Source organism: Enterobacter sp. 2VL (assembly GCF_005503595.1).
Classification (GTDB): domain Bacteria; phylum Pseudomonadota; class Gammaproteobacteria; order Enterobacterales; family Enterobacteriaceae; genus Enterobacter; species Enterobacter cancerogenus.
Genome location: NZ_SCNE01000003.1, coordinates 69,693 through 81,602, shown reverse-complemented (window position 1 = coordinate 81,602; position 11,910 = coordinate 69,693). Strand labels below are relative to the sequence as shown.

General features: G+C 55.6%; 14 protein-coding genes and 1 other annotated feature. Of the genes, 5 read left to right on the top strand and 9 right to left on the bottom strand.

The window, feature by feature from the left end:
• Positions 1 to 24: 24 nt before the first annotated feature.
• Entirely contained in the window at positions 25 to 1,005 is a 981-nt protein-coding gene (wzzB, locus tag FFS28_RS08660; RefSeq protein WP_137849316.1) for an LPS O-antigen chain length determinant protein WzzB, read from the top strand.
• A 39-nt stretch (positions 1,006 to 1,044) separates the two neighbouring features.
• Here wzzB and hisIE read toward each other — a convergent pair whose 3' ends face one another.
• The 9 genes from hisIE to hisL form a co-directional block, all read right to left on the bottom strand.
• Positions 1,045 to 1,656 (bottom strand): bifunctional phosphoribosyl-AMP cyclohydrolase/phosphoribosyl-ATP diphosphatase HisIE, encoded by a 612-nt coding sequence (gene hisIE, locus FFS28_RS08655; protein WP_137849315.1) that lies wholly within the window; start codon positions 1,654 to 1,656, stop codon positions 1,045 to 1,047.
• Positions 1,650 to 2,426 carry an imidazole glycerol phosphate synthase subunit HisF gene (gene hisF, locus FFS28_RS08650; RefSeq protein ID WP_058610111.1) on the bottom strand — a complete coding sequence of 259 codons (777 nt, stop codon included), beginning with the start codon at positions 2,424 to 2,426 and terminating at the stop codon, positions 1,650 to 1,652. The genes hisIE and hisF overlap by 7 nt, the downstream gene beginning before the upstream one ends.
• The gene (hisA, locus tag FFS28_RS08645; RefSeq protein WP_137849314.1) at positions 2,408 to 3,145 is read right to left on the bottom strand and encodes a 1-(5-phosphoribosyl)-5-[(5-phosphoribosylamino)methylideneamino]imidazole-4-carboxamide isomerase; all 738 of its coding nucleotides are present in this window, start codon (positions 3,143 to 3,145) and stop codon (positions 2,408 to 2,410) included. The genes hisF and hisA overlap by 19 nt, the downstream gene beginning before the upstream one ends.
• The gene (gene hisH / locus FFS28_RS08640) at positions 3,145 to 3,735 is read right to left on the bottom strand and encodes an imidazole glycerol phosphate synthase subunit HisH (protein ID WP_088208157.1); all 591 of its coding nucleotides are present in this window, start codon (positions 3,733 to 3,735) and stop codon (positions 3,145 to 3,147) included. Before hisH ends, hisA begins: the two co-directional genes overlap by 1 nt.
• A complete protein-coding gene (hisB, locus tag FFS28_RS08635) occupies positions 3,735 to 4,802 on the bottom strand; it encodes a bifunctional histidinol-phosphatase/imidazoleglycerol-phosphate dehydratase HisB (RefSeq protein ID WP_137849313.1) in 1,068 nt (355 codons plus the stop codon). The genes hisH and hisB overlap by 1 nt, the downstream gene beginning before the upstream one ends.
• Complete coding sequence (hisC, locus tag FFS28_RS08630) at positions 4,799 to 5,860, bottom strand: histidinol-phosphate transaminase (protein ID WP_137849312.1); 1,062 nt, start codon at positions 5,858 to 5,860, stop codon at positions 4,799 to 4,801. The genes hisB and hisC overlap by 4 nt, the downstream gene beginning before the upstream one ends.
• Positions 5,857 to 7,161, bottom strand: a complete 1,305-nt coding sequence (gene hisD / locus FFS28_RS08625; RefSeq protein ID WP_137849311.1) for a histidinol dehydrogenase — start codon at positions 7,159 to 7,161, stop codon at positions 5,857 to 5,859. Before hisD ends, hisC begins: the two co-directional genes overlap by 4 nt.
• A gap of 5 nt (positions 7,162 to 7,166) precedes the next feature.
• Positions 7,167 to 8,066, bottom strand: a complete 900-nt coding sequence (gene hisG / locus FFS28_RS08620) for an ATP phosphoribosyltransferase (protein WP_006176273.1) — start codon at positions 8,064 to 8,066, stop codon at positions 7,167 to 7,169.
• Between the two features lie 35 nt (positions 8,067 to 8,101).
• Positions 8,102 to 8,225, bottom strand: a sequence feature (His leader region).
• Complete coding sequence (hisL, locus tag FFS28_RS08615; RefSeq protein ID WP_001375657.1) at positions 8,201 to 8,248, bottom strand: his operon leader peptide; 48 nt, start codon at positions 8,246 to 8,248, stop codon at positions 8,201 to 8,203. (Overlaps the previous feature by 25 nt.)
• A 175-nt stretch (positions 8,249 to 8,423) precedes the next feature.
• Between hisL and FFS28_RS08610 the strand changes: the two genes are divergently transcribed.
• The 4 genes from FFS28_RS08610 (at position 8,424) to plaP (ending at position 11,850) form a co-directional block, all read left to right on the top strand.
• Positions 8,424 to 9,248, top strand: coding sequence for an SDR family oxidoreductase (locus FFS28_RS08610; protein WP_137849310.1), 825 nt, complete (start codon positions 8,424 to 8,426; stop codon positions 9,246 to 9,248).
• A gap of 41 nt (positions 9,249 to 9,289) precedes the next feature.
• A complete protein-coding gene (locus tag FFS28_RS08605; protein WP_058610118.1) occupies positions 9,290 to 10,201 on the top strand; it encodes a LysR family transcriptional regulator in 912 nt (303 codons plus the stop codon).
• A gap of 238 nt (positions 10,202 to 10,439) precedes the next feature.
• Positions 10,440 to 10,502 (top strand): membrane protein YoeI, encoded by a 63-nt coding sequence (yoeI, locus tag FFS28_RS21960; protein WP_127463541.1) that lies wholly within the window; start codon positions 10,440 to 10,442, stop codon positions 10,500 to 10,502.
• Positions 10,492 to 11,850: a putrescine/proton symporter PlaP gene (gene plaP, locus FFS28_RS08595; RefSeq protein ID WP_137849309.1), complete on the top strand. Its 1,359-nt coding sequence runs from the start codon at positions 10,492 to 10,494 to the stop codon at positions 11,848 to 11,850. The genes yoeI and plaP overlap by 11 nt, the downstream gene beginning before the upstream one ends.
• Positions 11,851 to 11,910 lie beyond the last annotated feature (60 nt).

Genomic DNA, 11,910 nt, shown 5'->3' with positions numbered 1-11,910 from the left:
GCCCTTTTATCTGTTAGGGATTGTATGACGCAAAACAACAATAGCCTGGTCACGCGCAGTACGGACCCGGAGCAAATTGATTTACTTGATTTAGTGCTGCAACTTTGGCGCGGAAAGTGGGTAATCGGGGCATTCATCGCTGTTTTTATCGTTTTAGCTGGCGTATATATCACGGTCGCAAAAGAGAAATGGACCTCATCCGCCATCATTGCCCAGCCTGATGCGGCACAAATCGCCACGTACACTAATGCGTTGAATATTCTTTACGGCGGCGCAGCGCCGTCAATGCTCGATATTCAGACTCGCGCGATCGGTCGTTTCAACTCCTCCTTCTCCGCGTTATCTCAGGCGCTTGAAAATCAGGACCAACCTGAAAAATTGACCATCGAGCCTACGGTAAAAGGACAAACGCTGCCTTTGACGGTAAGCTATGAGGCTGAATCTGCGGAAGCCGCACAAAAGCAGCTTGCCCAGTATATTCAGCAGGTTGACGAGCAGACCGCAAAAGAGCTGACCGTTGACCTTAAAGACAACATCAAGCAGCAGATCACCACCCTGAAAGACTCTCTGGAAAACCAGGAGAAGGTTTCTCAGGAGCAGAAAGATCTGCGCATCAAACAGATTACTGAGGCGCTTAAAAACGCTGAAGCGGCGAAAATTACCACCCCGCAAATTCAGCAAACTCAGGATGTTACTCAGGAAACGATGTTCCTGCTGGGCAGCGAAGCGCTGAAATCCATGATTGATAACGAAGCCTCGCGTCCGCTGGTCTTCTCTGGTGCTTACTACCAGACCAAACAGAACTTGCTGGATATCCAGAACCTCAATGTGAATCCAGACAGCATTCACGTTTATCGCTACGTTATGAAGCCTAACCTGCCCGTCCGTCGCGATAGCCCGAAAAAAGCCATCACCCTGATCCTCGCCGTACTGCTTGGCGGGATTATCGGTTCAGCAGTAGTACTGGGCCGCAACGCGCTGCGAAACTACAAACCAAAAGCCTGATTCACAGGCAAAAAAAAGACCGGGTCTCCCCGGTCTTTCTTATTTATGTCTCTTGCGAAGATTCTCTATCACCGCCGTTAAATCCAGCTCTTGATCCTGTAGTAGGACCAGCAGGTGATACATCAAATCAGACGCCTCGTTGGTCAGCTCTTCCCGGTCATGCACCGTTGCGGCCAGCGCGGTCTCAACGCCTTCTTCGCCCACCTTCTGCGCAATACGCTTGGTTCCGCTGGCGTAAAGCTTCGCCGTGTAGGAACTTTCAGGATCGGCCGTTTTACGCTCGGCGAGCAATTGCTCCAGCTGGTATAAGAACAGCCACTGGTGGCTCGCTTCGCCGAAGCAGCTGCTGGTGCCTTTATGGCAGGTCAGGCCAATCGGGTTTACCAGCACCAGCAGCGTGTCGTTATCGCAGTCCGGCGTGATGCTGACAACATTGAGGAAATGACCGGAGGTTTCCCCTTTGGTCCACAGGCGCTGTTTTGTCCGTGAGAAAAAGGTCACTTTGCCGCTGTCGATGGTTTTCGCCAGCGCGTCCTTGTTCATATAGCCCAGCATCAACACTTCGCCTGATACGGCATGCTGCACAACTACGGGCAGTAAGCCATCCGTTTTTTCCCAGTCCAGCTGTTTCTGTTGTTGTTCTGTTAACATACCCTGATCTCCACGCCCTGAGCTGCCAGGTACGCTTTTAACTCACCAATATTGATAATCTGTTTGTGGAACACGGAGGCAGCCAGCGCGCCGTCGACGTTCGCCACGCGGAAGGCGTCCAGGAAGTGCTCCTGAGTTCCCGCGCCGCCGGAGGCAATCAGCGGGACGTTGCATACCGCACGCACCTTTTTGAGCTGTTCCAGATCGTAGCCGTTACGCACGCCGTCCTGGTTCATCATGTTGAGCACGATCTCGCCCGCGCCACGTCTCTGCACTTCTTCCACCCAGTCCAGCGTTTCCCATTGGGTGATGCGGGTCCGGCTTTCGTCACCTGTGTACTGGTTGACGTGATATTTGCCCGTTGCATCGTCGTACCAGGTGTCGATCCCTACCACAATACACTGCACGCCAAAGCGGTCAGCCAGGCGGGTAATGAGGTCCGGGTCAGCCAGAGCGGGGGAGTTGATTGAAATCTTGTCAGCGCCGAAAGAGAGAATTTTGGCCGCATCGTCCGCGGATTTAATCCCGCCCGCCACGCAGAAGGGAATATCAATCACTTCCGCCACGCGTGCCACCCAGCTTTTGTCGACGACGCGTCCATCGCTGGAGGCGGTGATATCGTAAAAGACCAGTTCGTCTGCGCCTTCTTCGGCGTAGCGTTTTGCCAGCGGCACGATGTCGCCGATGATCTCGTGATTGCGGAACTGCACGCCTTTTACCACCTGGCCGTTACGCACGTCCAGGCAGGGGATTATCCGTTTTGCCAGCATTGAATTGCCTCCGTCACCGTAAACTTACCTTCCAGTAAAGCGCGTCCTACAATCACGCCCTGCACGCCGGTGCTGCGCAGGGCGGCAACGTCACCGATATCACCGATTCCGCCAGAAGACTGGAACGCGACCTGCAGATAACGGGCGCAGACCTCTTCATATAACCCGACGTTGGAGCCAGCCAGCGTCCCGTCGCGGGAAATATCCGTACACAGCACGTGCTTCAGGCCAACAGGGAGATATGTCTCGACCAGCGCCTCCAGCGTTACGCCGGAGTTTTCCTGCCAGCCGCTGACGGCAACCTGTTTAGCGCCTTCTGCATCGATACGCACGTCCAGCGCCAGCACCAGCGCATCCGCGCCAAAGCGGCGGAACCAGCCTTTGACGGTCTCAGGATCTTTCACTGCGGTTGAACCCACCACCACGCGCGCCACGCCCGCGTCCAGCAAGGCCGCAACGTCCTCTTCCGTACGCACGCCGCCGCCAACCTGCACCGGAACAGCCACACCGGCGACCAGTTTCTTGAGCAAGGGTATCTGACGCTTGTCCGGATCTTTTGCGCCGGTCAGATCGACGAGGTGTAAAACTTCAGCCCCCTGGGCCGCATAATCCTGCAGGCGCGGCAGCGGGTCGTTACCGTAGTCGCGCTGCTGGCCGTAATCGCCCTGGTGGAGACGCACAACCGTGCCGTCAATCAAATCTAAAGCGGGAATAATCATCACATCTCCAGGAAGTTTTTCAGCAGCTGCGCGCCTGCAGCGCCGGAGCGCTCCGGATGAAACTGCACGCCAAAGAAGTTATCTTTTTGCACCGCGGCGGTGAACGCCTCGCCGTAGCTGCACTGGGCGATGGTGTACGTATTGACCGGCATGGCGTAGCTGTGCACGAAGTAAAAGTACGCGCCGTCGTCGATACCGCGGAACAGCCGATCGCCCGCTTTTGGATAGACGCGGTTCCAGCCCATGTGCGGCAAGGGCAGACCGTGGTCGGTCATCTTAGGCACATCCTCTTCAATAATGCCCAGCAGGTCGACACCGTTCGACTCATCGCTGCGACGCCCGAGAAGCTGCATACCCAGGCAAATCCCCAGTACCGGCTGAGTACAGGCTTTGATCAGGTCCGCGAGTTCACGTTCGTGGATTTGGTCCATCGCCGCCTGCGCGGTCCCCACGCCCGGCAGGAAAAGTTTGTCTGCGCGTAACACCACTTCAGGATCGCGGCTGACCTGCGGCTCGTAGTCGTGGCGCATAATTGCCGATTTCACCGAGTTCAGGTTGGCGCATCCGGTATCCAGAATCACCACGTTCATTACAACACTCCTTTCGACGAGGGCAGTGCATCGCCGTCAACACGAATGGCCTGGCGCAGCGTGCGGCCAAAGGCTTTGAACAGGCTTTCCACGCGATGATGGTCGTTCTTGCCTTTGGTTTTAAGGTGCAGCGTCAGACCCATGGTGTAGGTGAGCGAGCGGAAGAAGTGCTCAACCATCTCAGTGCTCAGATCGCCGACGCGCTGATAGGTAAAGTCTGCTTTATATTCCAGATGCGGGCGACCGGAGATATCCATCGCACAGCGCGCCAGACATTCGTCCATCGGCAGGACAAAGCCAAAGCGATTAATGCCGCGCTTGTCACCCAGCGCCAGCTTCAGCGCTTCGCCCAGCGCCAGGCCGGTATCTTCCACGGTGTGGTGATCGTCGATGTACAGGTCACCTTTAACGGTGATTTCCATGCGAAAGCCGCCATGGGTCGCAATCTGATCCAGCATATGATCGAAGAAACCTACGCCGGTGTGGATCTTGCTGCCGCCTTCGCGATCGAGCCAGACCTTTACGTCAATCTGGGTTTCTTTGGTGTTGCGTTCCACGTGCGAGTAGCGGTCACGTTGGGTTAACTGCTCGCCAATCGTTGCCCAGTTGAGGCTGGCGCGGTCGTAGCGCAGCCCCGTAATACCCATGTTTTCGGCCAGTGTGATGTCGGTGATGCGGTCGCCGATCACATAGCTGTTGGCCTTATCCAGCGCCTCTTCGGCAAGATAACGTTCAACCAGCTTCACTTTAGGCTTACGGCAGTCGCATTCGTCGGCAGGCAGGTGCGGGCAGATGAGTACTTCATCAAACGCCACGCCCTGCGAGGTCAGTATTTGCATCATCAGGTTATGCGGGCCATCAAAGTCTGCCTTCGGGAAGCTGTCGGTACCCAGACCGTCCTGGTTCGTGATCATCACCAGCTTAAAGCCCGCTTTTTGCAGCCGGAGCAGAACCGGGATGACGTCGGGTTCAAAAGCCAGCTTGTCGAAACGATCGACCTGAAAATCGGCAGGGGGTTCCGAGATAAGGGTCCCGTCTCGATCGATAAAGAGATACTTCTGGCTCATACTGTCTCCGCTTTCAGAGCGTCAATAACGCGCTGGCTCTCTTCACGGGTCCCCACGGTAATACGCAGGCAGCCGCTTAAAGAGGGTTGTTTGTTTTGGTCACGTAAGATAATGCCCTGATCCCATAAAGATTTAAATACGGCACTTGAGGCGGTAAAGCGCACCAGGATGTAATTGGTTTCGGAGTCGAACACCTGTTCTACGCATGGAATAGCCTTCAGGGCCGTCATCAGGTACTGACGCTCTTCAAGGATCTGCGCCACGCGCTCGCGCATAGCGTTGATGCCCTGTGGGGTCAGCGCCTGAGCGGCGATATCCGCCACCGGCGTAGAAAGCGGATAGGGGGCGATGACTTTCAGCAGCAGGTCGATCACCTCTTTGTTGGCCAGCGTAAAGCCGCAGCGCAGGCCCGCCAGGGCGAAGGCTTTCGACAGCGTACGCAGCACCACCAGGTGTGGATACTCTGCAAGCCAGCCGGCCAGCGTCGCCTGTGGGCAAAACTCAATGTAAGCTTCATCGGCCACCACCAGCGCTTTGCCGCGGGTCAACTCAAGCAGGGTGCGGATATCCTGAGGGTTGATAATTTGCCCGGTTGGGTTATTGGGGCTACAAACAAAGACCACCTTCACGCCGTCAAGATTATCGGCGATGCCCTGCAGATCCAGCTGCCAGTCGTCCAGCGCCTGCACGTTGCGGCACGCCACGCCAAAGGTTTCCGCGCTTACGCTGTACATGCCGTAGGTAGGCTGACAAAACATCACCGCATCGTTGCCCGGCTCGCAGAAGGCGCGGATCAGCAGTTCAATCCCTTCATCGGCCCCGCGGCTGACCAGCACCTGCTCGGGCTTGGCGCCCGCATACTGGGCGTAGTTCTCAATCACCGCTTTGGGCTGACACTCCGGGTAGCGGTTCAGCGTCTGCTGAGACAGCTCGAAGGCGACCGCCGTCGGAAATTCGTTGGCGTTTAGCCAGACGTCACCTTTGCCGCCCAGACGGCGCGCGGACTGATAGGGCGTCAGTCGACGGACATTTTCACGGGCTAAATCTTCAATGTTCATGCTTGCTCCTTCAGGGCGGCCACGCGTAGCGTAACGGCGTTTTTGTGGGCGGTCAGGCGCTCGGCGGCAGCCAGCGTCTCAATGGTCGAGGCCAGCGAGGCAAAGCCCTCGCGGGAAAGCTCCTGCACGGTCATACGTTTCTGAAAATCTGCCAGGCCGAGGCTCGAGCAGGTTGCGGTATAGCCGTACGTCGGCAGCACGTGGTTGGTTCCTGATGCATAATCACCCGCGGATTCCGGGGACCAGTCGCCGAGGAAGACCGAGCCGGCGCTGGTAATGCTGTCGACCAGCTCGCGCGCGTTGCGGGTCTGAACGATCAGGTGCTCAGGGCCGTACTGGTTAGAAATGGCAATACACTGTTCAACATCGCGGGCCACAATCAGGCGGCTGGCGGATAACGCCTGGCGGGCCGTTTCGGCGCGGGGCAGATCGGCAAGCTGGCGCTCAACGGCTTCACCCACGCGTTTTGCCATATCGGCATCCGGCGTCAGCAAAATCACCTGCGAATCCGGGCCGTGTTCCGCCTGAGACAACAAGTCAGAGGCAACAAAATCCGGCGTGGCCCCGCTGTCGGCAATCACCAGCACTTCTGATGGACCCGCAGGCATATCAATGGCCGCACCGTCGAAACGCTGGCTCACCTGGCGCTTGGCTTCGGTGACGTACGCATTTCCTGGCCCGAAAATTTTATCGACCCGGGGAACGGATTGCGTACCAAACGCCAGGGCCGAGATGGCCTGCGCACCGCCCACTTTAAACACTTCCTGCACGCCGCAGAGCTTAGCGGCATACAGAATTTCATCGGCAATCGGAGGTGGGGAGCAGAGCACCACTTTCTGACAACCGGCGATACGCGCCGGGGTAGCCAGCATTAATACGGTGGAAAACAGCGGGGCGGAGCCGCCAGGAATATAGAGGCCAACCGAGGCAACCGGACGCGTAACCTGCTGGCAACGAACGCCTGGCAGCGTTTCTACGTCCACCGTCTGCAGTTTTTGCGCGGTGTGGAAGGTGTCGATGTTTTTTACCGCCACCGCCATCGCCTGTTTAATCTCGTCGCCGAGGCGCTTTTCCGCCTCGGCGATTTCCTGTTCGGTCACCTTTAACGCGCCAACCTCGGTTTTGTCGAACTTTGCGCTGTATTCGCGCAGCGCGTCGTCACCACGGGCTTTGACGTTATTGAGGATCTCCGCGACGGTGCGGGTGATACCCTCAGAGGCAGAAATAGCCGGGCGCATCAGTAATTCACTTTGCTGCTCTTCAGTGCAGCTATTCCAGTCGATAATGGTATTAAAGCTCATGGCCGTTACTCCATCATCTTCTCAATAGGCAGTACCAGAATGGAGCTTGCCCCCAGCGCCTTGAGTTTTTCCATGGTTTCCCAGAACAGGGTTTCGCTGCTGACCATGTGCATTGCGACGCGTTGCTGATCCCCCGCCAGCGGCAGAATGGTTGGGCGTTCAGCGCCCGGCAGCAGAGCAATGACTTCATCCAGGCGTTCGGTTGGTGCATGCATCATGATGTATTTTGATTCTCGGGCCTGAATCACTCCCTGAATACGGGTTAACAGGCGGTCGATGAGCTGCTGCTTGGCATCGTCCATCTCGCCGTCACGCTGGATCAAGCAGGCTTTGGAGCGGTAAATCACTTCCACTTCACGCAGGCCGTTTGCTTCAAGGGTTGCGCCGGTAGAGACGAGGTCACAGATGGCGTCTGCCAGGCCCGCACGCGGGGCGACTTCAACGGAGCCATTCAGCAGGCAGGATTTAAACTGCACGCCTTTCTGGTCGAGGTAACGCTTGAGCAGGTGCGGGTAAGAGGTGGCGATACGTTTGCCATTGAGCGCGGCCGGGCCGTCCCAGGCTTCGTCCGCCGGTGTAGCCAGCGACAGGCGGCAACCACCGAAATCGAGGCGGCGGAGCGTGAAATAGCGTGGATCTTCGCCCTGCGCGCGGCGGGTCAGCAGTTCTTCCTCCAGCACGTTTTCACCAATGATACCGAGGTCAACCACGCCATCCATTACCAGCCCGGGAATATCGTCATCACGTACGCGCAGAATATCGATAGGCATATTTTCAGCCAGAGCAATCAGACGCTGGGTGTGTAAATTGATTTTAATTCCGCAGCGGGCCAGCAGTTCGCGTGAATCGTCGCTCAAACGGCCTGATTTTTGAATAGCTATGCGTAAACGTGAGTTATCTAACATTCTTTATTCCTCGTTAACCTGTCCGAATTTGGTCCAAAAAAAAGCCCCCGGAAGAGGATCTTCCGGGGGCTTTTTCTTGCGTTCATGCACCACTGGAAGATCCAAACGTCTTCCAGCACACATCGCCTGAAAGACTAGTCAGGATGATGGTGATGATGGTGTTTAAATTGAACGCGTGTCATGTAATTTCTCTATGAATGCTTATTCATGTGATGTCTTTTAACCTAAACCACTTATACGCTGCTTTGCAAGGGCTTTTTTTAATCATTAATTCATTTCATATTGATGCTATGAATTGTGTGATCAGCGGTGCTGGCGTAGCCTTAATAGAAACGTGAGTAAGCCTGGAGAATGGACATGAAAAAGGTCGCAATTGTCGGTTTAGGGTGGTTGGGAATGCCGCTGGCGATGTCATTAGCCGCGAAAGGCTGGCAGGTGACCGGCAGTAAAACCACTCTGGACGGGGTGGAGGCTGCCAGAATGTGCGGGATAGAGGGCGTCGAGCTGCGCCTTGAACCGGACTTGATCTGTGATACCGATGACCTGGACGCCCTGATGAACGTCGACGCGCTGGTGATCACCTTACCGGCGCGCCGCAGTGGGCCTGGAGAGACCTTTTACCGCCAGGCGGTACAGGAGATTGTCGATAGCGCGCTCGCGCATCATATTCCGCGCATTCTGTTTACCAGCTCGACCTCCGTTTACGGGAACATCGACGGGACGGCGAAGGAGACCACAGAACGTCATCCTGTCACTGCCAGTGGTCAGGTGCTGAAGGAGCTGGAAGACTGGCTGCATAACCTGCCGGGCACCCAGGTCGATATTTTGCGCCTTGCCGGGCTGGTGGGGCCGGGACGTCACCCGGGCCGTTTCTTTGCCGGAAAATCAGCTCCGGACGGGCTGCAGGGCGTCAATCTGGTGCATCTTGATGACGTTATTGGCGCAATCGAACTGTTGTTACAGGCTCCAAAAGGCGGTCACATCTATAATATATGTGCGCCTTCTCATCCGGCGCGTCAGACATTTTATCCGCTCATGGCTCGCCAGCTTGGCCTGGCGCCCCCGGTCTTCAGCAGTGAAGGAGGGGAAGGAAAAGGCAAAATCATTGATGGCAACCGTATCTGCCATGAACTGGGGTTTGAGTATCAGTACCCCGACCCGATGGTTATGCCCATGGAGTAATGCCATCAGCGGGGTTACTCGCACACCGCAAGGGGGCGAACATGAAACCGCTGCTGGATGTTCTCATTATTCTGGACGCGCTGGAAAAAGAGGGGAGCTTCGCTGCGGCGTCAGCGAAGCTCTTTAAAACGCCTTCTGCGCTGAGCTACACCGTTCACAAGCTGGAGAGCGATCTTAATATTCAGATTCTCGACCGCTCCGGTCACCGTGCGCGTTTTACCCGTACGGGGCAAATGCTGCTGGAGAAGGGGCGCGACGTGCTCCATACCGTTCGCGAGCTTGAAAAGCAGGCGATTAAACTGCATCAGGGCTGGGAAAATGAGCTGGTCATTGGCGTTGATGATACCTTTCCGTTTTCTCTTTTGACCCCGCTTATCGAAGCGTTCTATGAACGCCATAGCGTGACGCGGCTGGTATTTATAAACGGCGTGCTGGGCGGCTCCTGGGATGCGTTAACCCAGGGCAGGGCGGATATCATCGTCGGAGCGCTGCATGAACCTCCCCAGCTCAGCGATTTCGGTTTTGCCCGTCTGGGCGTGCTCGACCAGGTGTTTGTCGTCGCACCGCATCACCCGCTGGCGAACGAACCTGACCCCATCAACCGGCGGGTGATTAAAGGATTCCGCGCTATCGTGGTTGGGGACAGCTCCCGTGCAGAGTGCGCTATATCGTCGCAGCTACTGGACGAGCAGGAGGCGATCACCGTATTTGATTTTAAAACCAAGCTCGAGCTGCAAATTAGCGGCCTGGGTTGCGGATACCTCCCGCGCTATCTCGCGCAGCGGTTTATCGAAAGCGGGGCGCTGGTCGAGAAACAGGTTATCGCCCAAAACAGTAATGAGTCGGTGTGGGTTGGCTGGAATGAACAAACCGCCGGGCTGGCGAGCGCCTGGTGGCGGGATGAAATTTTAGCAAATAGTGCTATTGCTGCCGTTTACACTCAGCCTGAGTAAGGTAATTCAAGCAGTTAGTGAAATTATTTTATTGATGGGTTTCTCAATCTATTGCCTTTTGCCTCATGATTAGGGCAAAATGCCGCCGCTGCAAACAAATGAATAATCGACGATATAAAAGGCGTCGGTTATTTTTTTTTGCATGTACGAAACGAAACTAAAAACCAAGAGGCCGGGCTTCGTACCGGATAGATATTTACTAAAATCCGACAGTTGTTGTCGCTGAGGAATACAGAAAATGGGGCAATCATTCGCTTACGCGGCGGGTATCACCGTTAAGGAGACATCCAATGTCGCATAATGCAACTCCAAACACCTCTCGCGTGGAATTACGTAAGACGCTTACGCTATTTCCGGTTGTTATGATGGGCCTTGCCTATATGCAACCAATGACGCTGTTCGATACTTTTGGTATCGTTTCAGGCCTCACAGACGGTCACGTTCCGACGGCTTACGCCTTCGCGCTGATCGCGATCCTGTTTACCGCGCTGAGCTACGGTAAGCTGGTGCGTCGCTATCCGTCTGCCGGTTCCGCCTACACCTATGCCCAGAAATCCATTAGCCCGACCGTTGGCTTTATGGTGGGTTGGTCTTCGCTGCTCGACTATCTGTTCGCACCGATGATCAACATCTTACTGGCAAAAATTTATTTTGAAGCCCTGGTGCCATCGATACCTTCGTGGGTATTCGTGATTGCGCTGGTGGCCTTTATGACCGCTTTCAACCTGCGTAGCATCAAATCTGTTGCCAACTTTAACTCTGTTATCGTGGTGCTGCAGATTGTGCTGATTGCCGTTATTCTCGGTATGGTGATCTATGGCGTCTTCCACGGTGAAGGTGCGGGAACCCTGGCGAGCAGCAAACCGTTCTGGTCTGGTGATGCGCATGTCATACCGATGATTACCGGGGCGACGATCCTGTGCTTCTCCTTTACCGGATTTGACGGCATCAGCAACCTGTCGGAAGAGACGAAAGACGCAGAGCGTGTTATTCCGCGCGCTATCTTCCTGACCGCGCTGATCGGTGGACTGATCTTTATCTTCGCCACCTATTTCCTGCAGCTGTACTTCCCGGATATCTCGCGCTTTAAGGATCCGGATGCGTCTCAGCCGGAAATCATGCTCTACGTGGCGGGTAAAGTATTCCAGGTCGGGGCGCTGATCTTCTCTACCATCACCGTTCTGGCGTCGGGCATGGCTGCACATGCGGGCGTTGCGCGTCTGATGTACGTAATGGGCCGTGACGGCGTGTTCCCGAAAAGCTTCTTTGGCTATGTCCACCCGACATGGCGCACGCCAGCAATGAACATCATTCTGGTTGGGGCTATCGCGCTGTTAGCGATTAACTTCGACCTGGTGATGGCGACGGCGCTGATCAACTTCGGGGCACTGGTGGCGTTTACCTTTGTAAACCTCTCCGTGATTTCGCAGTTCTGGATCCGCGAGAAGCGTAACAAGACGCTGAAAGACCACTTCCAGTACCTGTTCCTGCCAATGTGCGGCGCGCTGACCGTGGGTGCGCTGTGGGTGAACCTGGAAGAGAGCTCAATGGTTCTGGGTCTGATTTGGGCGGCTATTGGTTTAATCTACCTGGCCTGCGTAACCAAAAGCTTCCGTAATCCCGTACCTCAGTACGAAGACGTTGCCTGATACGTAACCCATAAAAAAAACCGGAGACCATCGCCTCCGGTTTTTTTATGCCTGCAATTC

What these genes read in the sequence shown, in the direction of transcription:
- hisH (WP_088208157.1), bottom strand. Translation starts at nt 3,735, where the DNA reads ATGAACGTGGTGATTCTGGATACCGGATGCGCCAACCTGAACTCGGTG.
- hisIE (WP_137849315.1), bottom strand. Translation starts at nt 1,656, where the DNA reads ATGTTAACAGAACAACAACAGAAACAGCTGGACTGGGAAAAAACGGAT.
- FFS28_RS08610 (WP_137849310.1), top strand. Translation starts at nt 8,424, where the DNA reads ATGAAAAAGGTCGCAATTGTCGGTTTAGGGTGGTTGGGAATGCCGCTG.
- hisD (WP_137849311.1), bottom strand. Translation starts at nt 7,161, where the DNA reads ATGAGCTTTAATACCATTATCGACTGGAATAGCTGCACTGAAGAGCAG.
- hisC (WP_137849312.1), bottom strand. Translation starts at nt 5,860, where the DNA reads ATGAACATTGAAGATTTAGCCCGTGAAAATGTCCGTCGACTGACGCCC.
- plaP (WP_137849309.1), top strand. Translation starts at nt 10,492, where the DNA reads ATGTCGCATAATGCAACTCCAAACACCTCTCGCGTGGAATTACGTAAG.
- hisA (WP_137849314.1), bottom strand. Translation starts at nt 3,145, where the DNA reads ATGATTATTCCCGCTTTAGATTTGATTGACGGCACGGTTGTGCGTCTC.
- wzzB (WP_137849316.1), top strand. Translation starts at nt 25, where the DNA reads ATGACGCAAAACAACAATAGCCTGGTCACGCGCAGTACGGACCCGGAG.
- FFS28_RS08605 (WP_058610118.1), top strand. Translation starts at nt 9,290, where the DNA reads ATGAAACCGCTGCTGGATGTTCTCATTATTCTGGACGCGCTGGAAAAA.
- hisG (WP_006176273.1), bottom strand. Translation starts at nt 8,066, where the DNA reads ATGTTAGATAACTCACGTTTACGCATAGCTATTCAAAAATCAGGCCGT.
- hisB (WP_137849313.1), bottom strand. Translation starts at nt 4,802, where the DNA reads ATGAGCCAGAAGTATCTCTTTATCGATCGAGACGGGACCCTTATCTCG.
- hisF (WP_058610111.1), bottom strand. Translation starts at nt 2,426, where the DNA reads ATGCTGGCAAAACGGATAATCCCCTGCCTGGACGTGCGTAACGGCCAG.